The 24,962-nt window shown below is 65.2% G+C and carries 13 protein-coding genes and 1 pseudogene; 9 read left to right on the forward strand and 5 right to left on the reverse strand.

Annotated features, from left to right (window positions below; translation table 11 throughout):
* Both NFW30_RS04690 and NFW30_RS04695 read right to left on the reverse strand, forming a co-directional pair.
* Positions 1 to 4,715: pseudogene (locus NFW30_RS04690) on the reverse strand (hypothetical protein); the annotation flags it as partial.
* Positions 4,716 to 4,967: 252 nt separating this feature from the next.
* Positions 4,968 to 6,245 (reverse strand): LuxR C-terminal-related transcriptional regulator, encoded by a 1,278-nt coding sequence (locus NFW30_RS04695; RefSeq protein ID WP_295349924.1) that lies wholly within the window; start codon positions 6,243 to 6,245, stop codon positions 4,968 to 4,970.
* Positions 6,246 to 7,059: 814 nt separating this feature from the next.
* On the opposite strand from NFW30_RS04695, the gene queC reads away from it, so the two are divergent.
* Together queC and NFW30_RS04705 are read left to right on the forward strand one after the other, a co-directional pair.
* Positions 7,060 to 7,782 (forward strand): 7-cyano-7-deazaguanine synthase QueC, encoded by a 723-nt coding sequence (gene queC, locus NFW30_RS04700; RefSeq protein WP_295349922.1) that lies wholly within the window; start codon positions 7,060 to 7,062, stop codon positions 7,780 to 7,782.
* Positions 7,779 to 8,882 (forward strand): YeeE/YedE family protein, encoded by a 1,104-nt coding sequence (locus tag NFW30_RS04705; protein ID WP_295349920.1) that lies wholly within the window; start codon positions 7,779 to 7,781, stop codon positions 8,880 to 8,882. The genes queC and NFW30_RS04705 overlap by 4 nt, the downstream gene beginning before the upstream one ends.
* Positions 8,883 to 8,901: 19 nt before the next feature.
* Here NFW30_RS04705 and NFW30_RS04710 read toward each other — a convergent pair whose 3' ends face one another.
* Positions 8,902 to 10,215: a hemolysin family protein gene (locus tag NFW30_RS04710; RefSeq protein WP_295349918.1), complete on the reverse strand. Its 1,314-nt coding sequence runs from the start codon at positions 10,213 to 10,215 to the stop codon at positions 8,902 to 8,904.
* A 542-nt stretch (positions 10,216 to 10,757) separates the two neighbouring features.
* Here NFW30_RS04710 and NFW30_RS04715 point away from each other — a divergent pair.
* The gene (locus NFW30_RS04715; protein ID WP_295349916.1) at positions 10,758 to 11,438 is read left to right on the forward strand and encodes a transglycosylase SLT domain-containing protein; all 681 of its coding nucleotides are present in this window, start codon (positions 10,758 to 10,760) and stop codon (positions 11,436 to 11,438) included.
* 166 nt (positions 11,439 to 11,604) lie between these two features.
* On the opposite strand, the gene plsB is transcribed toward NFW30_RS04715, so the two are convergent.
* Complete coding sequence (plsB, locus tag NFW30_RS04720) at positions 11,605 to 14,076, reverse strand: glycerol-3-phosphate 1-O-acyltransferase PlsB (RefSeq protein WP_295349914.1); 2,472 nt, start codon at positions 14,074 to 14,076, stop codon at positions 11,605 to 11,607.
* Between the two features lie 28 nt (positions 14,077 to 14,104).
* The gene (gene fusA / locus NFW30_RS04725; RefSeq protein ID WP_295349912.1) at positions 14,105 to 16,153 is read right to left on the reverse strand and encodes an elongation factor G; all 2,049 of its coding nucleotides are present in this window, start codon (positions 16,151 to 16,153) and stop codon (positions 14,105 to 14,107) included.
* 371 nt (positions 16,154 to 16,524) lie between these two features.
* Here fusA and NFW30_RS04730 point away from each other — a divergent pair, with 371 nt between their 5' ends.
* The 6 genes from NFW30_RS04730 to NFW30_RS04755 all read left to right on the forward strand — a co-directional run bounded on the left by NFW30_RS04730 (position 16,525) and on the right by NFW30_RS04755 (position 24,894).
* Positions 16,525 to 18,813 (forward strand): NADP-dependent malic enzyme, encoded by a 2,289-nt coding sequence (locus NFW30_RS04730; RefSeq protein WP_295349910.1) that lies wholly within the window; start codon positions 16,525 to 16,527, stop codon positions 18,811 to 18,813.
* Positions 18,814 to 19,030: 217 nt separating this feature from the next.
* Positions 19,031 to 20,746, forward strand: coding sequence for a type IV-A pilus assembly ATPase PilB (gene pilB / locus NFW30_RS04735; RefSeq protein WP_295349908.1), 1,716 nt, complete (start codon positions 19,031 to 19,033; stop codon positions 20,744 to 20,746).
* A 13-nt stretch (positions 20,747 to 20,759) separates the two neighbouring features.
* Positions 20,760 to 21,998 carry a type II secretion system F family protein gene (locus NFW30_RS04740; RefSeq protein ID WP_295349906.1) on the forward strand — a complete coding sequence of 413 codons (1,239 nt, stop codon included), beginning with the start codon at positions 20,760 to 20,762 and terminating at the stop codon, positions 21,996 to 21,998.
* A complete protein-coding gene (locus tag NFW30_RS04745; RefSeq protein ID WP_295349905.1) occupies positions 21,998 to 22,861 on the forward strand; it encodes an A24 family peptidase in 864 nt (287 codons plus the stop codon). Before NFW30_RS04740 ends, NFW30_RS04745 begins: the two co-directional genes overlap by 1 nt.
* 149 nt (positions 22,862 to 23,010) lie before the next feature.
* Positions 23,011 to 24,105, forward strand: coding sequence for an isocitrate/isopropylmalate dehydrogenase family protein (locus NFW30_RS04750; protein WP_295349903.1), 1,095 nt, complete (start codon positions 23,011 to 23,013; stop codon positions 24,103 to 24,105).
* Between the two features lie 78 nt (positions 24,106 to 24,183).
* Positions 24,184 to 24,894, forward strand: a complete 711-nt coding sequence (locus NFW30_RS04755; RefSeq protein WP_295349901.1) for an alpha/beta hydrolase — start codon at positions 24,184 to 24,186, stop codon at positions 24,892 to 24,894.
* The last annotated feature ends 68 nt before the right edge of the window (positions 24,895 to 24,962 follow it).

The following is a 24,962-nucleotide window of genomic DNA, read 5'->3' on the forward strand; positions in this document are numbered from 1 at the left end:
AGGTTGTCGTTGTCGCCCGTCGTGTCGGCCACCCGCGTCAGGTTGCTGATGAACGGGTCGCTCACCGTCACCCCGGTCAGCGTCTGGTTGCCCGTGTTCTGCACCGCAATCGTGTAGCTGATCACTTCGCCCGCCACGTCGGCGCTGCCGCCCGGAACGCTGGCGTTCTTGACGATGTTCAGCGACGGGTTCTGCGCGACCGGGATCGAGGCGTCGTCGGTGTCCGAACCGGTCTCGTTGGAGTCGGCCGTCGCCGTGTTGACGATGTTGCCGCCGGCGTCGATCTCGGCTTGCGTGACGATGTGGCTCGCCGTGTACGCCCAGGTTTCGCCGACTTCCAGGTCGTTGTCGTTGTCGCCGACCGTGTCCGCCACCCGCGTCAGGTTGCTGATGAACGGGTCGCTCACCGTCACCCCGGTCAGCGTCTGGTTGCCCGTGTTCTGCACCGCAATCGTGTAGCTGATCACTTCCCCGGCCACGTCCGCCGTGTTGCCCGGAACGCTGGCGTTCTTGACGATGTTCAGCGAGGGGTTCTGCGCCACCGGGATCGAGGCGTCGTCGGTGTCCGAACCGGTCTCGTTGGAGTCGGCCGTCGCCGTGTTGACGATGTTCCCGCCGGCGTCGATCTCGGCCTGCGTGACGATGTGGCTCGCCGTGTACGCCCAGGTCTCGCCGACTTCCAGCAGGTTGTCGTTGTCGCCCGTCGTGTCCGCCACCCGCGTCAGGTTGCTGATGAACGGGTCGCTCACCGTGACTCCGGTCAGCGTCTGGTTGCCCGTGTTCTGCACCGCGATCGTGTAGCTGATCACTTCGCCCGCCACGTTGGCGCTGCCGCCCGGAACGCTGGCGTTCTTGACGATGTTCAGCGACGGGTTCTGCGCGACCGGGATCGAGGCGTCGTCGGTGTCCGGAGCGGTCTCGTTCGAGTCGGCCGTCGCCGTGTTGACGATGTTCCCGCCGGCGTCGATCTCGGCCTGCGTGACGGTGTGGCTCGCCGTGTACGCCCAAGTCTCGCCGACTTCCAGGTCGTTGTCGTTGTCGCCGACCGTGTCCGCCACCCGCGTCAGGTTGCTGATGAACGGGTCGCTCACCGTCACCCCGGTCAGCGTCTGGTTGCCCGTGTTCTGCACCGCAATCGTGTAGCTGATCACTTCGCCCGCCGCGTCCGCCGTGTTGCCTGGAACGCTGGCGTTCTTGACGATGTTCAGCGACGGCTGCGCCCCAAAGTAATTCGCATCATCCGGCGACACCACCACCAGGGCCGAATTGACCCCATCGCTGACACTGGCCACGGCCGATGCTCTGTCGGTCTGCTGCCCCGCCAACGCCGTCGTGGGGATTTCGTCCGAATAGACGGTCGCTCCCGCCGCAACCGTCGCAAACTGCTGACCGCCAAAGGTGAAGTCCAGGACGGGAACGCTCCCGGTGATCGTCGTGTCGTTCAGGTCAACCGTAGCAGTCAGATTCCCCGTCGAGTTGTTGGTCACTGCCACGCGATACTTGACGCTACTACCCGCCAGGATGATTGGCCCGGTCGGAGAGTCGGCGGGAATCCACGTCGTACCCCCATCGACTGAGAGTTCTTTCTCGATGACGACTGCGCCTTGTCCACCAAAATAGTTTGCGTTGTCCGGCGCGACGCTGATTTGCGTCGTGTTCGTGCCGTCGCTCACAGTCACCAGCGCCGACGCCTGGTCGGTGTGCTGGCCGACGATGGCAATACCGCTGATCACGTCGGAGTAGATGACCTGTCCAACGGCCACCGTGGTGGTCTGGCTGCCACCGAACTTGAAGTCGAGCGCAGGGTCTCCACCAACCACGTTGACGTCGCTCAGATTGACCGTAGCCGGCAGCGAACCGCTGTTCGTCACCCTGACGCGGTAATAGACCTCCTCACCCGCGAGGATCGTCAACCCGGGGGCGTCGTCGGCGTCGTGCCAGTTGACGTTGTCGGCCGAAACCTGCTTTTCGATCACGACCGCGCCCGTCGCGCCAAAGTAGTTGGCATCGTCCGGCACCACGACGACCGTGCTCGTGACGTTGCCGTCCGTCACCGTCACGCTGGCCGAAGCGCGGTCTTCGTGGGGACCTGCCGTTGCGATCGCCTGAATCACGTCACTGTAGATCGTCGTATTCGGCGCAACGATCGTCGTCTGACTGCCGCCGAACAAGAAGTCATGCGGCGAACCGCTTCCGGTGAGGATCTGGTCAGACAGGTTTACCGTCGCCGGCAAGGCACCGCTGTTCGTCACAGCGACACGGAAGTAAACGAATTGTCCGACGGTGATGGTCGGCCCGGGTGCGTCGTCGGCGTCCAGCCAATCCGGATCCACGCCAGTCGCCGAAACCTGCTTCTCGATCGACACGAAGACCAATGGCGTGGTATCGGTGAAATCGATCGTCACGCCGCCAGCGCTGGCGCTGCCCCTGTTGATGATGCTCGTGGTTCCCGGTTCCAGGTTGCCCGCGCTGTCAATAAGCACCTTGAAGGTCACCTGGTACGAACCACCGACCGGCAATGTGTCGCCCGGATCGAGGATGACGCCGAGGCCGTCGAGCGGGAACGGCGTTCCTGGCACGTCATCGGGAATCTGCGAGATCGCCCCGTCAGCATCCTTGAAGTAGGTACTGCCCGTGACGTAGGTGGTATCCACCGGCAGAACGTCCCGCAGGCGAATGTCGGATATCGGCGAGCGGCTGGTGTTGTTGATGACGATCGTGTAGAGCATTTCGTCGCCCGCGCTGACCACGCCGTTGCCATCATTGTCGGTACTGAGACTGCCGTCCTTGCCCGCCCCGAACAGCGCCAGCGGTGGGATGCCGGTTCCCACATCCAGTCCGGGCGCACCCGCCGACGCCGTTGACGGATCCTGTCCCCACGCCGCGACCAGCTTGACTCCAGGCGTCAGCGTATAGACCAGCATGCCCGTCTGGTTACGGTCCACGGTGTCGTAGATCTTGGCCCGGTCGAGTTCGCGCAGGCTGACAGAAGTGTCGTACTTGTTGCCGTTTGGATCGGTGAGGGCGCCGGTCAGCGGATTTGCATCGTAATCGATGTAGATCGTCGCGGGGGCATTGCCGTTGCCCACCGGCGAAACCCAGACCGGGTTGCCATTTTCGTTCGGATTGGTGCCTGAGGTCGGGTCGCGACCAATCCCCAGGCCGACCAGAACCTGCGGCGACAGCGACTCCTTTGGAATCAGGGTGAAGCCCCAGTCCCATGCCTGGTTGCCGCCGCTGGTATCCGTCGAGTTGGTGGTGGAGAAAGCGTAGAAGGTCGGCGCGGTGCCGGGTCCCGCACCATCGGGATCGAGCGTGTAAAAGTGCGCGCCGTAACCGTCCGGAACAGTCTGCTTCAGGTACGAGCCCGCTGCCACCGACAGATCGGTGGTGGTGATGGTGTTGCCGCTGGGTCCCGTCCGGGTTTCATACTTGACCGTAATGCCACTGGTGCTGGGGTTGTAGAGCCAGACGGTGGTCGCCTCGTTGTTGGTCGCTGCCGTCGACACCGGGGTGTAGTAGCTCGAAGACCAGAGGTTGAGGGGGAGCAGTGCGGAATCCCGGCTCTCGTAGTTGGACCCGATGTCACCGGTGAGGAAATGCACCTGCACGGGTTTGTCGGATGACACGCGGCCGCCCACGTTGACGCCACCATCGACGAAGTGCGGCTGTCCCTCGCTCAGGGTGACCGTGGTTTCGAAGCTACCGTTGGCGTCCTTGTCGATCTGCACCGTGGCCCCGCCGGGCCCCGCCATGATGTACAGGCTGGTGTACTCGAACATCTGGGCATCGGCGCTGTCCGGGATGTTCGCGCCGACCGGAATGCGATACTCCGTCCCCCAACTCTTGGTGTCGAAGACCTCGACCGCACCCGCCAGCAGCGTGTTCGAACCGCTCGCCCAGCCGACGTGCGTCAGCGCGACACTCTTCGTCGCCGCGATCTTGTCGCGCCCGTCGAAGTCGATGACCGACTGCAGGGTTCCCGTCTGCACGGCGTTGTTGAGGACGATCACCGTCCCCGCGTTGATCACGTCAGCCGCATTGCTCGCCACCCCAGGCGCAGCGCCGTTGCTGATGTCCCCATCACCCCAGATCTGGGTACCGCCAGGGTTGATCGCACTGTAGAGATCGTTCGGATTGGCGATATCGACGTCGTAGCCGTTTTCCCATTGATCGTAGTAGATGATCGTGTTGTTCGCCGACGCCGCGATGGAAATGTAGGTCTGGACCGGATTGGTCGGATTGGTGGAACCCGATCCCGACTCGATGGCCTGCAGACCCGCCAGCAACTGGTCTTCCGGAAACGGCACGTAGAACACTTGCGTCGGAGCCGGATTGGGACCATCGGTAAACGTGGTCGTCGCCACTTCTCCGGTCGGCACGTCGTCGACCGTTCCGATTTGGCCATCCTCGCCGGAGAAGATCGCCTCGGCCGTGAGCACCAGGGAAGAGTTGAGCGCGCTCTGCGGAACCACCCACGTGGTGTCGATCGACGCAGGCAGCGGGTTGCCGTTGGCGTCGAGGCCGCCCTGGAAGGTATTGGCGACCGTCCAACTGGCATACTGCAGGTCGTCCTGCGTGCCCAGGACCCCGTCGAAGCCCAGATTGATCACCTGGAAGCGGATGCCGGCCATCTCGCCGAACCCCTCTGCCCGGATCGACACGGTCTGGCCCGGTGCATAGTCCTGCTTGTTGGTTTTCACTGTCGTTGCCATCGCTCCAAGCTCCTGAAATGAAGTCCAGTTGAATCAGTCAATCGAGACGCGCCAAGTTGAGGCCCTTCAGCAGTCGGACCATGGCTCCCGGGTCGGCCGCCGGCCACTTGTCGCCCTTCGTCCACGGTCGCCGTGCCGCCTGGCAAGACCCGCGAAGGACTACCCCATCGTGTCAGAACATCTGCCGACCCTACCCGCAAGGCTGGCGTTTTTCCATTCCCCAAACGGGTAATCCCGGAGCACCGCCCGCTCCTAGTCGCGCGGCGGCTCGGTGACGGCCGCGAACAGCCGCGCCGCCACCTGGCCGCGTCGCCGGACACCAAGCTTGCCAAAGACGGCCTCCAGGTGTTTCTTCACTGTGTCGGGAGAAACCTGCAACTGGCGCGCGATCTCCTTGTTGGTCAGCCCCTCGGCTGCCAGCCGGGCGATCATCCGCTCGCGCCCGGTCAGGCTGCGCGCCGGGCCGGCCGCAGCGCTTTCCGCGGCAGCCCGCGTTGACCGCACAGCCGACAGCCAACCGCGGAAAGCCTGCGCCATCAGCCAGCGGGGCAACCACAGCCCCCCTCGGTTCACCTCGCGCAATGCTCGGGCGTAGAGGCTGACCGGGGCATCGATCCGGATGCTGCCGCAGACACCCAAACGCAGGATCTCGTCGACGGCCAGCGGCCAGGCATCGTCCCAGAGGAGCAGCAGTCTCGCCCCCTCCTGGCAAGCCACGATTGCGATCTGATCCAGCGATCCCGCAGCGGCCTGCCGCAGCCAGCGGGTGTCGACCATCAGCAGGTCGGCGCCGCCGTCAGCAAGGAAGAGACGCACGGCCTCCGGCGCTTCCACCACGGTTGGCCGCAGCCGCATCGCCAGCGCGGCATCCAGCTCGCCAGCCAGCTGACGGACGAAGTCCCGCCGGTCGGTGAGCACGATCACGGGCACGGATCGTTCCTCGACAGGCGCCAGCAAGGGCGGCACACGCAGGGCGTCGCCCCCGCCACCGATTGCCGCCATGAACTGGTCCAGCGGCCGGCATCGCCGCTCGCCGCGGCGACGGTCGTGCTCGCCATCCGTCCTGTGCAAGCCGTCGCCGCGGCGCCGGCCGACGCCCCGCCGCTCGGCCCGCCGTCGATCCGCCAGCCCCGGCAGACCGGACTCGTCGGCGCCAGCATGCATCGATGACAGGCGGCAGCGGATGCAGCGATCGAGATCAGCGAGCGTGAACGGCCGCACGAGCACCTCGTGCGACCTCCTCAATGCCTGCATCTCTTCGCCGTCGCTCGCGCTGCCGTCGAGCAGGAAGACGGCCGGTATCGCGGCGACATGGCCCGATCCGTCCAACGATCGCTTGCGCGACCATACGTCTGGAAGGCAATCGGCGATGATCAGGCTTGGTTGCGGACTCCCTCTGGGCAAGTCCGCCGTCAGTGCCATCGCCACGGCCCGATAGTCCAGCTCGCGCAGGCTGTTCAGCAGGTGCTGCGCGACGTCGCCACGACTGCAGGCGACCATGATCAGCAGCTGCCTCTTGGACAGAGACATCCTTGCGGACACGCTTCCGGTGTTCAGCGGCTCGAACACTTTAGGCCAGGCAACGGATCGAAAGAGGCCCTGAACGCGACGCGGATCATTCGCGCGCTCCCCGTACGGGATTCAGAGCGACGACTCGCCCGGACCACGCGCGGACCGCCAAGCGCCCGCCCGCCGCGGTGCACACTCCAGTTCGACCACCACCAAGACACCGCGACACTCGAGTGTTCTCCAGAATAGGGGGGACAAGGCCCCGAGAGCCTTTCGTGCAACCTGAGGCCACCTGCCGATCAAACCGCGCAGAGGACGTGACGCCGCGAATCCGTCGCGACCTGCGTCGCTGTCGTCTTCGCAGCGACACCCACCAGGCCAATGCGGCTGCGCCAACAGCCTCTGGCCAACCGCAGCCGTCGCCCGATCAGGAACGCCGGTCCTGCCACCGTCGACGGGCCTTGACGATTGGCACCAGACGAGCCCGGACAAAGAGCTAGCAAGATTCACGCCAAGGCTCGGAGTAGTCTGATATAAGTTTGCTTTCCCGCTCTCTGGATGGGCTGCACCGGAAGCACTGTAAGCTTTTCCGACAGACGGGCAGTTCCGGGCAACACGAAGTCGTACCGTTTCCCGGCCAGCGAGGACTGCCACAACCGCAGCGCGCGGGGCTCCGTGACCGGCCACCGCGCAATGGCCACCTGCCGGCTGCGCTCCTTCCCGCATGGTCTCAGCTTGAACACATCGTCTACGACCCCCAGGGCGCCCACTGCGAGGATGCAACCGGGCAGCGAGAGCGACCCGATGGCGAAGGAAAGCGGTATAGTTTCCGTCCATGAGCAGACCTCTGTCCGAGCCAAGCAAGCGCTGTGTCGTTCTCCTGTCGGGAGGTCTCGATTCAGCGACGACGCTGGCGATCGCCCGCGCCAGCGGCTTCGCCTGTCATTGCCTGTCGGTCGACTACGGACAACGCCACCACAGCGAGTTGCGGGCAGCGGCGGCCGTTGCCGTGGCGCTGGCGGCCAGCGAGCACCGCATCGTGCGCCTGCGCCTGGAGGACTTCGGTGGCTCGGCGCTGACCGACCCGGCGGTGGCGCTGCCGGTGGACGGGCTCCGCCCGGGCATCCCGGCGACTTATGTACCCGCCCGCAACACCGTCATGCTGTCACTGGCCATCGCCTGGGCCGAGGTCCTGCGCAGTCAGGACGTGTTCATCGGCGTCAACGCTGTGGACTACTCGGGTTATCCAGACTGTCGCCCCGAGTACATCGCGGCTTTCGAACGGATGGCCAACCTGGCGACCAAGGCGGCGGTGGGAGGTTCGGCACTGCGCATCCATGCGCCGCTGATCGATCTCGGCAAGGCCGAGATCATCCGCCGCGGTATCGAGCTCGGGCTCGACTACAGCATCACCGTCTCGTGCTATCAGGCCGACGCGGCCGGACGCGCATGCGGAGTGTGCGACTCGTGCCGACTGCGGCGCGCCGGTTTTGCCGCCGCCGGCGTCGCCGATCCAACCCCTTACGTCAACCACCAGGATGCGGAAGCGCGCCGATGAGCGTCGCCGATCCCGCCACCACGGTCGTCTGGCTCGCCTTTGCCATCGGCCTGGTTTTCGGCGCCGTCGCCAGCTGGACGCGCTTCTGCACCATGGGAGCGGTTGCCGACATCGCCAACCTCGGCGACTGGAGTCGCATGCGCATGTGGCTGCTGGCGATCGCGCTGGCCATCCTGGGCACGACGGCGCTGCACTCGGCGGCACTCATCGATGTCGACAGGTCAATCTACCGCGGCCGCAACCTGACCTGGCTGTCGCATCTCGCCGGCGGCCTCTGTTTTGGCTTCGGCATGGTGCTCGCCTCCGGCTGCGGTGCCAGAACCCTGCTGCGCATCGGCGCCGGCAGCGTCAAGGCGGTGGTCGTGTTCATCGTCCTCGCGCTGGTGGCGTCCATGTCGCTGCGCGGCGTGCTCGCCGTCTTCCGCGTCGAGGTGCTCGAACGGGTCGCACTGCATCTGCCGGACGGCCCGGGCCTGCCCGAGTTGATCGCCACCCTCGGGCTGACACCCCGGCCGGCGCCGGCGCTGTGTGCCACGCTGCTTGGCGGCGGCCTGCTGGCTGCCGTGCTGCTGTGTCGTCCCCGCCTGGCTGCCCCGCAGGTCCTCGGCGGCGCCACCGTTGGCGCGCTGGTCGTCGCTGGCTGGTACGTCAGCGGCCATCTCGGCCATCTCGCCGAGGACCCGGAAACGCTGCAGGAGGCCTATCTCGCCACCAACAGTGGGCGCATGGAATCGCTGACCTTCGTCGCACCACTGGCTTACACGCTGGAGTTGCTGCTGCTGTGGTCCGACAGCAGCCGCCGGCTGACCTTCGCGATCGCCAGCGTTCTCGGCGTCGTCTGCGGCAGCCTCGCCCATGCGCTCCTCAGCGGCAGCTTCCGCTGGGAAGGCTTCGACGATCTGGAGGACACCGCCAACCACCTCGTCGGCGCCGCGCTGATGGGCTTTGGTGGCGTCGTCGCACTGGGCTGCACGATCGGGCAAGGTGTCAGCGGGGTTTCGACGCTCGCCGCCGGCTCCTTGATCACCCTGTTCGCGATCATCGCCGGCGCCCGGCTGGCACTCGCCTACCAGTACTGGCGAGCCGCCGGTAGCGGCTGAAGGGGCGGCGCCCGCGATCTCAGTCGCTGCGACCCAACCCGCCCGCTTCCGCGAGGCGCGCGATCAGCACCTTGTCGACGCGGTGGCGATCCATGTCGACGACCTCGAAGCGCAACCCCTCGACGACGAAGTGATCGGCGGGCAGCGGAATCCTGCCGAGGACGTACATCACGAACCCGCCCAGGGTATTGAACGCATTCTCCTCCTCACCGGGCAATTCCGTGTGGATCGCGAGAACCGCCTTGAGGCGCTCGATCGGCACGCTGCCGTCGGCCAGCCACGAGCCATCCTCGCGAACGATGATATCGAGTTCCTCCGGGGAGTCCGAAGTCGGCAGGTCACCGACGATCGAGGTCAGCACGTCGGTCAGCGTCACCAGACCCTGCAACCCGCCGTACTCGTCCACCATCAGCGCGCACTGCTGATGCGCCCGCCGGAAGGTTTCGAGCAACTGGGTCGTCGTCACGCTCGCCGGAACGTACAGCGCCGGGCGGACGAAAGCCTCCACTTCCAGGGGCTGCCCGAGCAGGGCGCCCTGCAGCAGATCGCTGGTCCGCAGGACGCCGACGATCTGGTCGAGGCCGTCCCGGCAGACGACGATGCGCCGGTACGGGCTGTTCGCCAGGCGACGACGGATCAACTCTTCGCCGTCGTTCAGGTCGAGCAGATAGATGTCCTTGCGGTGCGTCATGATGGCGCTGATCCGCTGCTCGTCGAGACGCAGGACGTTGGAAACGATGGCCTGCTCGCTGGCGTGGAACACCCCGGCTTCGGCGCCCTGCCCCATGAGGACCTTGATCTCGTCGTCGGTGACCGTCGTGTCCTGCGCCCGGCGCGCACCGAGCAACCCGAGGACCATGCTGGACGAGGACGAGAGCAGCCACACCAGCGGCCGTGCCAGACGCGACACGACGCCCATCGGCCCGGCAACGAATGAGGCCACGCGCTCGGGCGCCAGCAGGCCGAGACGCTTGGGAACGAGTTCGCCAACGACCACCGAGCAATAGGTGACGGCCACCACCACCAGCGTCAGGGCGACCGTATCGGCATGCGGTGCCAGCAGGGCGATCGAGCCCAACCACTCGGCCAGCGGTGCTGCCAGAGTCGCCTCACCAATGGCGCCACTGAGGATGCCGACGGTGGTGATTCCGACCTGGACGGTGGACAGGAACGTCGACGGTTCCTGCTGCAACGCCAGCGCCGAGCGCGCACCCGAGAAGCCATCCTCGGCAAGCTTCTGCAGGCGCGACTGGCGCGCGGAAACCACGGCAATCTCGGACATCGCCAGGATGCCGTTGAGCACGATGAGAAGCAGCAGCAGAACCACGTCCATCGGGGATTCCGTCAATCAGGCTGTGCCGCCAGCCGCAAGGCTCCATGCGGAAGCAGCCCGCCATGCCAGCCTGGCGATGTCTCTCGGGAGCGGTCCACCGCTGGATCGAGTCTCGAGGCTTGCCTGCCATCCGCAGCGCCATGCGGATGGCAGGGAGTCATGATTATACGAGCTTGAGTGGCGGTCATTTTGCTTCGGCGACACGCACGTCACCGCTCGCCATGACCGGCGAACCGGGTACCGTTTCCCGCAGCTGCGAAGGACCGTGGAGCGACGCGTCGCTTGCCGGGAAGGTGCCGAGGAGGTGTTGGGGGGTTGACCGAAGCGTCAATAGCCAATAGAGTCGAGGCCCTGCAGTATCAAACAAGCAAATTCGCAGCGTCTTCGCTGCATCTTCGCCGCCCTGTTCGCGAGCTTTTCCCGAGAACAGAGTTCCGGCCTCAGGGGTTGCGTACCCCGAGCATCCGAGGCTTTGCACCCGCCTGCAACCGTCCATCGCCGCGTTGTCTTTCGTGCGCGACGACGAAAGTGAAGGAGAGAGCATGTCCACAACCATTGCATTGAACGGCTTCAACCCGCGTCGTGTCGACGTGAGCCTGAGTTTCCTGCAGCACAGCCTGATGGTCGTCGGGCTGATGCTGCTTCTCGGCAGCTTCAAACACTGGATCGAAGTCGACCGCACCGACAACGCCCAGACCATCGTGGCCGGCGAAACGGCAGCCGCACCGGCAAGCCAGGGTGACGAAGCCGGAACTGCCCCGCAACCGGTCCTTTCGGCGCGGCTGCATCGCGTTCTCGACTCGGTGTCGCGCCGCTACCGCGTGGCACCGGAAGCCCTGGTGCCGGTCTTCGAAGCGGCACAGCGGGTAGGTCGCGAACGGCGCCTCGATCCGCTGCTGATCATCGCCATCATCGGCATCGAGTCGCGCTTCAATCCCTTCGCCGAAAGCCCGGTGGGCGCCAAAGGTCTGATGCAGGTGATTCCCGGCTACCATCTCGACAAGGTCCCGGCGGGCGCCGGTGAGACGCCCTTTCTCGACCCGGTAACGAACATCCAGGTTGGCGTCCATGTCCTCGAGGAGGCCATTCGCTGGCGTGGCAGCCTGACCGCGGGGTTGCAACACTATGGTGGCGCTCCCGATGATCCGGATGCGAGCTACGCGAACAAGGTCATGGCGGAGAAGGAGAAGCTCGAACAGGCGGCTCGCCGAGGTCGCGCCTGAGGGGTTGCCGCCCTCGCCGGCCAGTCGTTGGAAATGGCGACCTCTGGCACCCCTGCCGCATTGCCAGTCTTCTCCATGGCCGTAGCGGTTGGCACCCGGCCTGGGACGAGAACGAATCACTTGGGCTGCTGGTCTCTACTGGTCGTTCTGGTGACGGAGCGCACTGCTAAAGGTGCGCACCGGTACCGGCGATTCGCCTGATGGCCTGCCTGGCTTCCGGCGAGAGAACCAGTTCGGAATGGGCTAGCGGCGTCATCAACCGCTCGTCGAAGCACAAGCGATCGTCCCCGTCCTCGCGCAGGTACTCGGCTTCGATGAGATTGCCGATGAAGGCCGAAAAGGTCGCCTTCTCGGGAAGCTCGGCGGTATTGAACTCGTAGAGCAGGGACAGCCGCTGCGCCAGCAGGTGGCAGTTGTCTTCCAGTTGCCGCCGCGTCGTCTGGCCACTGCCGTGGCTCTGCAGCAGCGCGAGGGTGAGGAAATGACGTTCGAGCAGTGGCCGGATGGTCTCGCCGAGCAGATGCAGTTCGGCAAACTCGTCGCTGATCGCTTCCGGCGCAGCGACCTCTGTCTCCCGCGCCTCCGAAACCAACAGCCGGCGCGCCACCAATGCACGAATCGCCGCATCGCTCGCCGCTTCGAGTTCATCCGGGGACCAGCGCAGGAAGAGTTCCGCTCGCATGAGGCCGCAGATACCGCAGACCGCCTGCGCCACGCGCGCTCGATCGAGCTTGCGGTTCAGACTCAGCAGACAGGCGATGACCGCCGGCAGGGCGAAGAGATGCAGGACGTTGTTGCGGAAGTAGGCGAGAAGCGAAGCCTGGCCGTCACGAACACGGATCAGATCGCCCAACGGGTCGGCGAAACGCTCGACGACCGTCAGGCGCTCGTTGTAGGCGATGATTGCCGGCGGTCCGAGCCCACAGGGAATGCTGCTCGGCGCGTAGGGCAGCTCGGCGGCCAGCGCCTGGTAGTGCTCGATCATGCGCTGCAGCGCGTGCTCGTCGGCGGTATGCTTGGGCGTCGCGAGCAACGCCAGCGCCATCAGATTGACCGGGTTGAGGACGGCCGCCTCATTGATCCGCTTGGCGAGCTCGGCTGCAGCCCTGCGGGTCACACTGCGGGCCCACGGCGGCTCGTCGCTCTCATCCGTGTCTCGCCAGCCCGCTTGATGTAGATCGAGAAAGCCTGCCAGGGCAAGCGGCTGCCCAAAGTTCACATGCACCTTGCCAAAGACCCGCTTGATGGCGCGCACGCTGCGCAACAGCCCGAGGAGCGACTCCCGCTGCTTCGGCTTGCCGGCCAGTTCGCCGAGATAGGTGCTACCTTCGATGATCTTCTCGTAGCCGATGTACACCGGGACGAAAATCAGTGGCCGTGCATGCTCACGGATGAAACTCTGCACGGTCATGCCAAGTATCCCGGCCTTTGGTGTCAGCATCCGTCCACTGCGACTGCGGCCACCCTCGATGAAGTATTCGATCGGAAAGCCGCGCGCCAGCATCAGGTGCAGGTATTCATGGAAAACGGCAGCGTACAGGGGCTCGCCCTTGAAACTGCGGCGCAGGAAGAATGCGCCGCCGCGCCGCAACAGGCCGCCGACCAGCGGCAGGTCAAGGTTGGCACCGGCAGCGATATGAGGCGGTGTCAGCCCCTGCCGGAGAATGACGTACGACAGCAACAGGTAGTCGATGTGGCTGCGGTGGCAGGGCACATAGACGATCTCCTGGCCGGCTGCGATGCGCGTGACGGAATCGAAGTGGTGCAGCTCGATGCCGTCGTAGAGTCTCGTCCACAACCAGGCGAGGAACAGCTCGAGGGCGCGCACGACGCCGTACGAGTAGTCGGAAGCGATCTCCAGCGCGAAGCGACCAGCCCGCGCCCTCGCTTCGGCAACCGGGATGCCGTGTGTCAATGCCTCCTGCTCGATCGCTGCGCGCACGCGCTCGCCGGCGATCACGGCGTTGACCTGCGTGTTGCGATGCGACAGGTCGGGGCCGATCGCCATTTGCCGCTGGCGGCGAAAGTGCACCCGCAGGATGCGCGCCAGCTTGCGCAGTGCCTGCTCCTCGTCGAGCCCGCCCTGCAGGAGATGGCGAAGCGATATCGGCGGGTTGTAGCGCACCAGCACACTGCGGCCATGCAGAAGGATTGCCGCCAGTTGCCGCCAAGCGCCAGGCGGGCGCCAGGTCTCCGAAAACAGCGCCTTCAGGACCGAATCCTGTTTGTCGGGGCTGCGTCCCCAGAGTATCACCACCGGCACCAACTGGACGTCCATCTGCGGATCGGCAACGGCCTGGTGCATCAGACCGGCGAGCAAGGCCGAGTGACTGCCACCATTCCGCGCCCGGCCGGCGAGGCTGCGATCGCGGTTCAGGAAAAAGAACGAGCGCGGCCAGCGCTGCTTGCCCAGCAGCAGCGGCGAGTCGGCTCGCGGCAGCCCGGCCCGCCGCGACTCCTCCAGGAGGAGCAGCAGATTGGAGAGATGCCTGTCCTGCAGGACGTAGCAAACCGGTCGTGCGGGATCGAGCTGCAGTTCCTGCGGGCGTTCGGGAAAGACCGTCGTGCGCACCCAGGCATAGAGCACGCGACGCGCCAGCGGCAGGAACCAGTGCGACAGCTTGAAAGCCTTGTCCACGGGCTTGCGTCGCCGGTTTCTGCCGCCCTCAGTCCTCCTCGATGACCTTGTGTTGTCCCGCCAGTTGCTGCTGCATTGCCGGTGGCACCTGAGCGTAATGGGAAAAGGCGATGCTGTATGAACCCTGTCCACCAGTAAGTGACTTGAGGCGCGACTGGTAGCCCTCAAGCTCTGCCAGCGGCACCTCGCCGCTGATCGCCATGACACCCGGTCCGCGTGGCTGCGTTCCGGTCAGATGGCCACGCTTGCTCGACAGGTCACCCGTGACGTCGCCGGTCATCGAATCCGGCGCGAGGATCTCAATGTCGACCACCGGCTCGAGGATGATGGGCTTGGCGGCGCGGATCGCCTCGACCGTTGCCTTGCGGCCGGCGGTGAAGAATGCGATGTCCTTGCCGTCGACTGGATGCGACTTGCCATCATGGACGGTGACCCGCAGGTCCTCGACCGCGAAGCCGGCAACGACGCCATCGGCGAGTGCCTGCCGAACACCCTTCTCCACGGCCGCCATGAAGACGCCGGGGATCACTCCGCCCTTGACGATATCGACGAACTCGAAACCGGCACCGCGCTCGAGCGGTTCGACCCGCAGCATCACTTCACCGAACTGGCCGGCACCGCCGCTCTGCTTCTTGTGCCGGCAGTGGCCTTCGGCACTGGCGGTGATGGCCTCGCGGTAGGCGATCTGCGGCGGCTTGGTGTCGAGTTCCAGCTTGTACTGCTGCGCCAGGCGGCTGAGCTTGGCGCGCAGGTGCATTTCGCCGATGCCGCGTATGACCGTCTCGTTGGTCGTCGGATGACGTTCGACCTTGAAGCAGGGATCCTCGATCTCGAGCTTGTGCAGGATCTCGAACAGGCGCTGTTCGTCGGCCTTGCGCCGCGCCTGCACCGCCAGGCCCTGCATCGGCTGCGGAAACTCGAGCGGCACCAGATGGATGTGATCCTCGTCATGCGAGTCGTGCAGCACGCAGTCGAACTCGATCTCATCGACCTTGGCAATCGCTCCCAGATCACCGGGAACGAGACTGTCCACCTCGACATACTCCTTGCCCTGCAGGCGATAGATGTGGCCGACCTTGAACGGCCGCTTGCCGTCGCCGACGAAGAGTTGCGAGTCCTTGCGGATCGTTCCCTGATGGACGCGGAAGACGCCGACCTTGCCGATGAACGGATCGCTGACGACCTTGAAGACGTGTGCCAGGACGTGCTTCTGCGGGTCCGGCTCGGCCTGGAAGGCTTCACTCGGACCGCCCGGTTCGCCACGGTAGAACGGCGGCGGGTTGCCTTCGGCCGGATTGGGCGCCAGGCGGGCAAGAACGTCGAGTAGCTGCGGGATGCCGGCGCCGGTCCGTGCCGAAACGAAGAGGATCGGTACCAGATGGCCGGCACGCAGGGCGCGCTCGAAGGGCGCATGCAGTTCATCCGGGGTCGGATCGACACCTTCCTCGAGGTAACGCGCCAGCAGATCCTCGTCTTCCTCGACGATCTGGTCGATCAGCGCGCGATGTGCCGCAGCCACCGACTCGAAATCGCTGTCGCCATCATCATGACCGAGAACCTCGACCACCTCGCTGCCCTGTTTGGTCGGCAGGTCGAGCAGCATGCATTCGCGGCCGAAGCGCTCCCGGATGTTGGCAACCAGCGCAGGCAGGTTGACGTTCTCGGCGTCGATCTTGTTGATCACGATCATCCGGCAGACACCGCGAGCGGCGGCCATGCGCATCATCCGTTCGCTGGTGAGTTCGACGCCATTCTGCGCATTGATCACCACCAGCGCCGTGTCCACTGCCGCCAGGGCTCCGATCGCCTGCCCGGCGAAGTCCGGGAAGCCCGGCGTGTCGATCATATGCACCTGCACGCCTTGCCAGGAGAAGCTTGCCAGAGCCGAATTCAGCGAGTGCCCGAGTTCCTTCTCCTGCGGATCGAAATCGCAGACGGTGCTTCCCTTGTCGACGCTGCCCCGGCTGCTGATGGCCCCGGCTGCGGCGAGCAGGCTCTCTGCCAGCGAAGTCTTGCCGGCAGCGCCGTGGCCGACGAGAGCGACGGTGCGAAGGTTACTGGTGGCGGTCTGGCCCATTCATCATCTCCCATTGGTAGTCGAACGTGTCTCGCAACGCCGAGAAGAGCCTGCTGGCATCCGGGTTGCCGGTTTTGCCGGACATTCTACCGCGAGCCGGTTCGCAACGCGCGCCCGGCATCGGCGGCGGGGGCCGGCTGCAGCAACGATCAGCGGCTCGTCGCCCACCGCCACCGGGTTTCCGCGTCGCACGCAGCACGCAGGCGTCGGCAGCGTCGATGACGGGGACAGATCTGTCGTGTTTTCGCCGCAAAACAACGCACAGCAGGCCATTGTGCCAGCAAATGCGACGACATCCAGTTGGTGGAGGGAGCGGGTCTCGGCTACATTTGCAGGCCCGGACAACGACAGACCAAGCGTCAGGAGACACGATGGAGAACGATCAGCGGCAGGCCGACCTTCGCGAGGCGGCCCTCGAGTACCACCGTTACCCGACTCCGGGAAAGATCGCGGTTCAGCCGACCAAGGGGTTGAGCAACCAGATCGATCTCGCACTCGCCTATTCTCCGGGAGTCGCCCACGCGTGCCATGCCATCGTCGACGCTGCCGATGCGGCGAGCCTGTACACCTCGCGCGCCAACCTCGTCGGCGTCATCACCAACGGCACCGCCGTGCTCGGTCTGGGCAACATCGGCCCGCTGGCCGCCAAGCCGGTGATGGAAGGCAAGGGCTGCCTGTTCAAGAAGTTCGCCGGCATCGATGTCTTTGACATCGAACTTGCCGAAAGCGACCCTGACCGCCTGATCGACATGATCGCCGCCATGGAGCCTACCCTCGGTGGCATCAACCTGGAAGACATCAAGGCGCCCGAGTGCTTCTACATCGAGGCAAGGCTCAAGGAACGCATGTCGATCCCGGTCTTCCACGACGACCAGCATGGCACCGCGATCATCTCCGCGGCGGCGATTCTGAACGCCCTCCGGATCACCGGCAAGAAGGCGGCGGCGGTGAAGGTCGTCTGTTCGGGTGCCGGCGCGGCGGCGATCTCGTGCCTCAACCTGTGGTGCGATCTCGGCGTATTGCGCGAAAACATCATCGTCTGCGACTCGAAGGGCGTCATTTACGTCGGGCGTGAAACGGACATGGAACCGACCAAGGCACGCTACGCCCGCGACACGGAGGCACGAACCCTCGCCGACGCGATCGACGGGGCCGACGTGTTCCTCGGGCTCTCGGCCGCCGGTCTGCTGCACCCCGAAATGCTGGCGCGAATGGCGGCACAACCGATCGTCTTCGCGCTGGCGAACCCGAACCCGGAGATCATGCCCGAACTGGCGCGGGAGGTGCGGCCGGACGTGATCATCGCCACCGGTCGTTCCGACTACCCCAACCAGGTGAACAATGTCCTGTGTTTCCCCTTCATCTTTCGCGGCGCACTCGACGTCGGAGCACGGGGCATCAACGAGGAGATGAAGATGGCCTGCGTCAAGGCGCTGGCGGAAATGGCGCGACAGGAAGTCAGCGACGAAGTGGCGATGGCCTATCCCGGCGAGCAGCTCACCTTCGGTCGCGACTATCTGATCCCGAAGCCGTTCGATCCGCGCCTGATCACCACCATCGCACCGGCGGTCGCACAGGCGGCAATGACCACCGGTCTCGCCAGCAGACCGATCGCCGACTTCACGGCCTATCGCGAAAAACTCCGCGAGTTCGTGTACCAGACCGGTGTCGGCATGCGCGCCATCTTTTCCGCGGCGAAGCGCGGACGCAAGACCCGGATCGTCTATCCTGACGGCGAGGACGAGCGGATGTTGCGCGCAGCGCAGACGATCCTCAACGAGGGCCTGACCAGACCGATCCTGATCGGCCGCCCGGACGTGGTCGCCGCGCGCCTGCAGCGCATTGGCTCCAAGCTGCGCATCGGCTCGCAGATCGAAGTGGTCGATCCCAACAGCGACACGCGCTACCGGGAATGCTGGACGGCCTACCACGAGCTGCGCAAGCGACACGGGGTGACGATCGACATCGCGAAGTCCCGTCTGCGCAACGACAACACCATCATAGGCGCCATGCTGGTGCGGCTCGGCCAAGCCGACGGGATGATCTGCGGACTTTCCGGACGCTTTGCGCACCATTTGCGGCAGGTCGACGAAATCATCGGCAAGACGCCCGGGTGCACGACGATGGCGGCGATGACGCATGTCCTGCTGCCGGGCCGGGCACTCTTCCTCTGTGACACTCATGTGAATGAAGACCCGGACGCCCAGCAGCTGGCCGAGATCACGCTGATGGCCGTCGATGCCGTGCGGCGTTTCAAGATCCGGCCGAAAGTGGCGCTGCTGTCGCATTCGAACTTCGGCTCGTCGCAAACCGCGTCTGTGCGCAAGGTCGCCGACGCCCTGAACCTGGTTCGGGCCCGCGCGCCCGAACTGGAGATCGACGGCGAGATGCACGGAGAAAGCGCGCTCAGCGAAACCATTCGCCGGCAATCCGACCCGCAATCGCCGCTGACCGGCGAGGCGAACGTCCTGGTCATGCCGAACCTCGACGCCGCCAACATCTCCTACAACCTGCTCAAGATGACCGGCGGCGACGGCATGTCGGTCGGCCCCATCCTGCTCGGTGCGGCCCGCCCGGTACACGTGCTGGCACCCACCTCAAGCGTTCGGCGAGTGGTCGACATGACCGCACTCGTGGTGGTGGACGCGGCGAGCAAGTAGCGCGAGTGCTCCTCTCGCCAGCCGTCGGCCGCTGGCACAGCAGGTCGGAAGAGACAGCCGGGCGTTCCCGACCGGTCCGTGCCGGGCCGACGAGCGACCCCGCCGCGAGCGCGCGGCTTTACAAATACCTCCCGCCAATGCATCATCGGGCGAGGCTCTCCCTGGAGTCGGGGTGTGATGGTCTACAACGAGTTGCAGGGTCCGATGGCAAACAACAATGGCAGCCAATCCGCAGCAATCACCACTTAACGGTTTCGCCCGTGCGCTGGTCCAGGCCGGTCGGCTCAAGGAGTCCGAGGCGGAAACCCTGCTGGCGCAGGCGGCATCGAAAAAGACGACGCTGATCGAAGAGGTGGTTGCCGCGAGAAAGGCGAGCTTCATCGAGCTGGCGCGCTTTGCCGCCGACAAGTTCGGCTATCCGCTGCTCGACCTGGCTGCCTTCGACGACGCGCACATCCAGAAGAACGCGATCGACCGCAAGCTGATCGCGACGCATCGTGTCGTTCCCCTGCACAAGCGCGGCAATCGCCTCGCCGTCGCCCTTGCCGATCCGACCAACCTGCGGGCACTCGACGAGATCCGCTTTCAAACCGGACTGCAGGTGGATCCGGTCGTCGTCGAGGAGAACAAGCTTGCGCCCCTCGTCACCCGCCTTTCCGAATCGACCGAAGAGACCCTGCGCAGCCTGGCGAGCGAGGACATCAACCTCGAGTTCACCGACGAGCAGGCCACCGAGAAGGCTGAGGACGCGGCGGCACTCGAAGTCGACGACGCGCCGGTCGTTCGCTTCATCCAGAAGATGTTGCTCGACGCGATCAGCGAAGGTGCCTCGGACATCCATTTCGAGCCTTACGAGAAGAGCTATCGTATCCGCTTCCGTACTGACGGGGTGCTGCGCGAGGTGGCAGCGCCGCCCTTGGTCATCAAGGAGAAGATCGCATCGCGGATCAAGGTGATCTCTCGTCTCAACATCGCCGAGAAGCGGATCCCTCAGGACGGGCGCATGCGCCTCGTCCTGACGAAGAGCCGGGCGATCGATTTCCGCGTCAGTACCCTGCCGACGATGTATGGCGAGAAGATCGTGCTGCGGATCCTCGACCCCGCCTCGGCGACGCTGGGAATCGACGTCCTCGGCTACGAGGAAGACCAGAGAGCGCTGCTGCTCGAGGCCATCCATCGTCCTTACGGCATGATCCTGGTGACCGGCCCGACCGGTTCCGGCAAGACGGTTTCGCTTTACACCTGCCTCAACATCCTCAACCGGCCCGGTGTCAATATCGCGACGGCAGAGGATCCGGCCGAGATACCCCTGCCCGGCATCAACCAGGTCAATGTCGACGAGAAGTCAGGGCTCACCTTCCCGATTGCCTTGCGGGCCTTCCTTCGCCAGGACCCGGACATCATCATGGTGGGCGAGATCCGCGACCTCGAGACCGCCGAGATTGCCATCAAGGCGGCCCAGACGGGCCATATGGTGCTGTCGACGCTGCATACCAACGATGCACCGGCAACTCTGACGCGCCTGATGAACATGGGGATCCCGACCTTCAACCTGGCCTCGAGCATCCTGCTGATCACCGCCCAACGCCTGGTCCGCCGCCTCTGCACCTGCAAGAGGGAGCTGGCGACGCCGGTGGAGACCCTGCTCGACGCGGGCTTCGAGGAAGGCGACCTGGACGGAAGCTGGACCCTCTACGGTCCGGGCGAGTGTGATCGCTGCAAGGGCACCGGCTACAAGGGACGCGTCGGTCTCTACGAGGTCATGCCCGTCAGCGATGCGATCCAGCGCATCATCATGGAGAACGGCACCGAGCGCGACATCGCCCTGCAGGCGCGACAGGAGGGCGTGCTCGACCTGCGCCGTGCCGGCTTGCTGAAAGTGAAGCAAGGGCTGACCTCTCTCGACGAGGTTCTCGGCAGCACCAACGCTTGAAGACGGGGGAAGAATGGCGACTGCAGCAAAACCTGCGAAGAAGATCGTACCTGAAGTCAAGGAGTTCGTTTTCCTTTGGGAAGGCAAGAACAAGGCGGGCAAGATCGTGCGCGGTGAGCAGCGGGCCTCCAGCCAGACGGTCGTGCAGGCCACCCTGCGGCGGCAGGGCATCCTCGTCAGCAAGATCAGCCGTCAGCGTTTCCGGGGCGGGCGGACGATCACCGAAAAGGACATCACGCTGTTCACCCGACAGCTGGCGACGATGATGAAGGCCGGGGTACCGTTGCTGCAGACCTTCGAGATCGTCGGCCGCGGCCACGACAACCCGGCCGTCGGCAAACTGCTCCTCGACATCAAGGGCGACGTCGAAACCGGAAGTTCCCTCTCGCAGGCCTTCCGCAAGTATCCCGTGCAGTTCGACGCCCTGTATTGCAACCTCGTCGCCGCCGGCGAGCAGGCCGGCATTCTGGAGACGCTCCTCGATCGCCTGGCGACCTACAAAGAGAAGATGATCGCCATCAAGTCCAAGATCAAGGCGGCCATGTTCTACCCGGTGGCCATCATCGTCGTCGCCTTCATCATTACGGCGGTGATCATGATCTTCGTCATCCCGGCCTTCAAGGAGGTGTTCAAGAGCTTCGGCGCCGATCTGCCGACGCCGACGCTGATGGTCATCGCCATGTCGGACTTCGTCATCGAGTACTGGTGGCTGCTGTTTGGTGGCATCGGCCTGTCGATCTACGGCTTCTTCTACACCTGGAAGCGCTCGGAGAAGATGCAGATCGCCTTCGACCGGCTGTTCCTCAGGCTGCCGGTATTTGGTGATGTCATCCGCAAGTCGGTCATCGCCCGTTGGACAAGGACGCTGGCTACCATGTTCGCGGCCGGCGTGCCACTGGTCGAGTCGCTCGAGTCGGTCGGCGGCGCCGCCGGAAATTACGTGTACAAGGCGGCGACGCGCCAGATCCAGAACGAAGTGAGCACCGGCACCAGCCTCACGACGGCGATGCAGAATACCCAGCTGTTCCCGAACATGGTCAACCAGATGGTGGCCATCGGCGAGGAATCCGGTGCCCTCGACTCGATGCTCGGCAAGGTTGCCGACTTCTTCGAGCAGGAGGTCGATGATGCGGTCGAGGCGCTGGCGAGCCTGATGGAACCGATGATCATGGTCGTCCTGGGGGTTCTGATCGGTGGCATGGTGATCGCCATGTACCTGCCGATCTTCAAGCTGGGTGCCGTGGTCGGCTGATGCCGGGAATCCTCGCCGGCGAGCTCGACTCCGCGCTGTTCACCTTCCTCGGCGGCCTGATCGGACTGCTCGTCGGCAGTTTTCTCAACGTCGTCATCCACCGCCTGCCGCGGATTATCGAACGTGACTGGCGCGCCCATTGCGCCGAGCTGCGTGGCGAGGCGCCGGCGTCGGCAGAAGAACCGTTCTCGCTGGTCAGGCCGCGCTCACGCTGTCCGTCGTGTGCCCACCAGATCAGCGCCGTCGAGAACATACCGGTCCTCAGCTGGCTCCTGTTGCGCGGCCGCTGCTCCGCGTGCAGCGCCCGCATTTCGCCACGCTACCCGCTGGTCGAGATCCTCAGCGCTCTTCTTTGTGCGTTCGCCGCGCATCACTTCGGGCCAGGGTGGAATGCCCTCGGCGCCATGTTGATGAGCTGCTGCCTGATCGCCCTGACCTGCATCGACCTCGACACCCAGTTGCTGCCGGACGCGATCACCCTGCCCTTGCTCTGGGCGGGACTGCTGTTCAACCTGTCGGCCACGTTCACCGACCTCCAGTCGGCCGTCATCGGCGCGGTTGCCGGCTATCTCTTCCTCTGGCTGGTCTACTGGACCTTCAAGCTCGTCACCGGCAAGGAAGGAATGGGCTACGGTGACTTCAAGCTGCTCGCTGCTCTCGGCGCCTGGTTGGGATGGCAACTGCTGCCGTTGACCGTGCTGCTGTCGTCCTTCCTCGGCGCCGTCGTCGGCATCGGCCTGATCGTCCTCGCCAGACGCGGGCGCAGCGTGCCGATCCCTTTCGGGCCCTATCTGGCGATCGCCGGAATCCTGGCTTTGTACTGGGGCAAGCCACTGACACGGGCTTACGTCGGGCTCCTTTGACCCGACCGTTCCCCGCCGGGGACCACGATGCTGCGCGTACGGCTGGGTGTATCATCGGCGGCTGGCAGCAGGCGGAGGGCTGCATGGGCGTTGCGCCCGCCAGCCACCGCCAGCCAGACCGGCTTGAACAACAAGAGGAATCAACAAGGATGAGACGAGACCCGTGCTTCCACATCGCCGTTCTGCCGGGTGACGGCATCGGCCCCGAGATCGTCGGCGCCTGCCTGCAAGTGCTCGACGTCCTGCGCGAACGACTCGGTGGCCTGTCCTTCGACTTCCGCCACCTCGAAGGCGGCGCCGCGCATTACCAGAAGACCGGCATCGCGTTGTCGCAGGAAAGCCTTGACGAGTGCAAGCGAGCGGACTCTATCCTTCTCGGTGCCATCGGCCTCCCCGACGTGCGTTATCCAGACGGCACCGAGATCGCGACGCACTGCGATCTTCGCGCGGCGATGGACCTCTATGCCGGCTTGCGACCGATCCGCAGCTACCCCAGCCTGCCGCGCGTCCTGATCGACAAGCAGGCGGCGCGGATCGACCTCGTCGTGGTACGCGAGCAGAGCGAGGGGCTTCTGCAGTCGCGCCTGCGTGGCACCGTTGACGATGACGGCATTGCTCGCGAGACGATGATCATCTCGCGCACCGGCAGCCGCCGGATTGCCGAGTTCGCGTTCCACGTTGCAGCGCGACGTGCCAGGAGCAGGCGGAGACCGGGCCGGGTGACCTGCGTCGACAAGGCCAACGCCCTGGTCTCCATGGCCTTCTTTCGCAAGGTTTTCGATGAAGTGGCGGCGACGCACCCGGAGATGCAGGCGACGCACGCCTACGTCGATGCCACGGCGATGAACCTGGTGCGATCGCCCTGGGACTTCGACGTGCTGCTTACCGAGAACGTCTTTGGCGGCATTCTCTCCGATCTGGCCGCTGGACTCGTTGGCAGCCTCGGACTGGTTCCCTCAGCCGACATCGGCGACCAGCACGCCGTCTTTCAGCCCGCCCACGGCAGCGCGCCCGACATCGCCGGCCAGGGAATCGCCAACCCGGTTGCACAGATCCTCTCGGCGGCTCTGATGCTCGACTGGCTCGCCGAGCGCCATGGCGAGCCGCGACTGGCGCACGGCGCGCGCATCATCGAGCATGCGGTCGAGAAGGCGCTGGCGCTGGTCTGCCCGGTCGAGTTCGGCGGCGAGGACGGTACGAAGGCCATCACGCGGGCGGTGATGGCACAGATCCGCAAGTCCTGAGCTGGCGTCGCGCTTCGCGGGAGGAATCTCCCCGGTGCTAGAATCGCGGCCCACGACAACCACCCGGAGCCTTGAACGATGATCGACGCTGAGCACACTGCCGCGGCCGATACCCCCTTGCTGCCAGCGGTCGAACGAACGACCGGCGGATCTCCGCAGTGCGCCATCATCTGGTTGCACGGACTCGGTGCCGACGGCCACGACTTCGAGCCGATCGTCGACGAATTCGACTTCGATCAACTGCCAGCCGTCCGCTTCGTCTTCCCGCACGCGCCGATGCGACCCGTGACGATCAATGGCGGCTTCGTGATGCGCGCCTGGTACGACATCGTCTCGCCCGACTTCGCGCCCGGACGCGAAGAAGGCGCGCACGTTCGCGAATCCGCGCGCCAGGTGGAGGCCCTGCTGGCACGCGAGAATTCGCGCGGCATCCCGGATGAGCGCATCGTCCTCGCCGGGTTCTCCCAGGGCGGCGTCATCGCCTTGCACTGCGGTCTCCGCCATTCGCGGCGACTGGCCGGAATGCTGGCGCTTTCCTGCTATCTGCCGCAGGCGGACACGCTGGCGGACGAAGCTCAGGCGGCCAACGGCGACGTGCCGATCTTCATGGCGCATGGCCGCGCCGACCCGGTCATCCCCTACGACCTGGGCAAGCGATCGGCCAGGCTGCTGCAGGCACAAGGCTACCCGCTGCAGTGGCGTGGCTACGCAACCGCACACTCGGTCTGCCTCGAGGAACTGGAAGACATCGGCGGCTGGTTGAACCACGTGCTCGCTGCCACGTTCTGAAAAGCGCCGTTGCCCGACACCCGGACGATCGGCGCGCCGCCGGTGCGACCGCCAGTCGACGCCGCTGC

It is taken from the genome of Accumulibacter sp. (assembly GCF_023806635.1).
GTDB lineage: Bacteria > Pseudomonadota > Gammaproteobacteria > Burkholderiales > Rhodocyclaceae > Accumulibacter.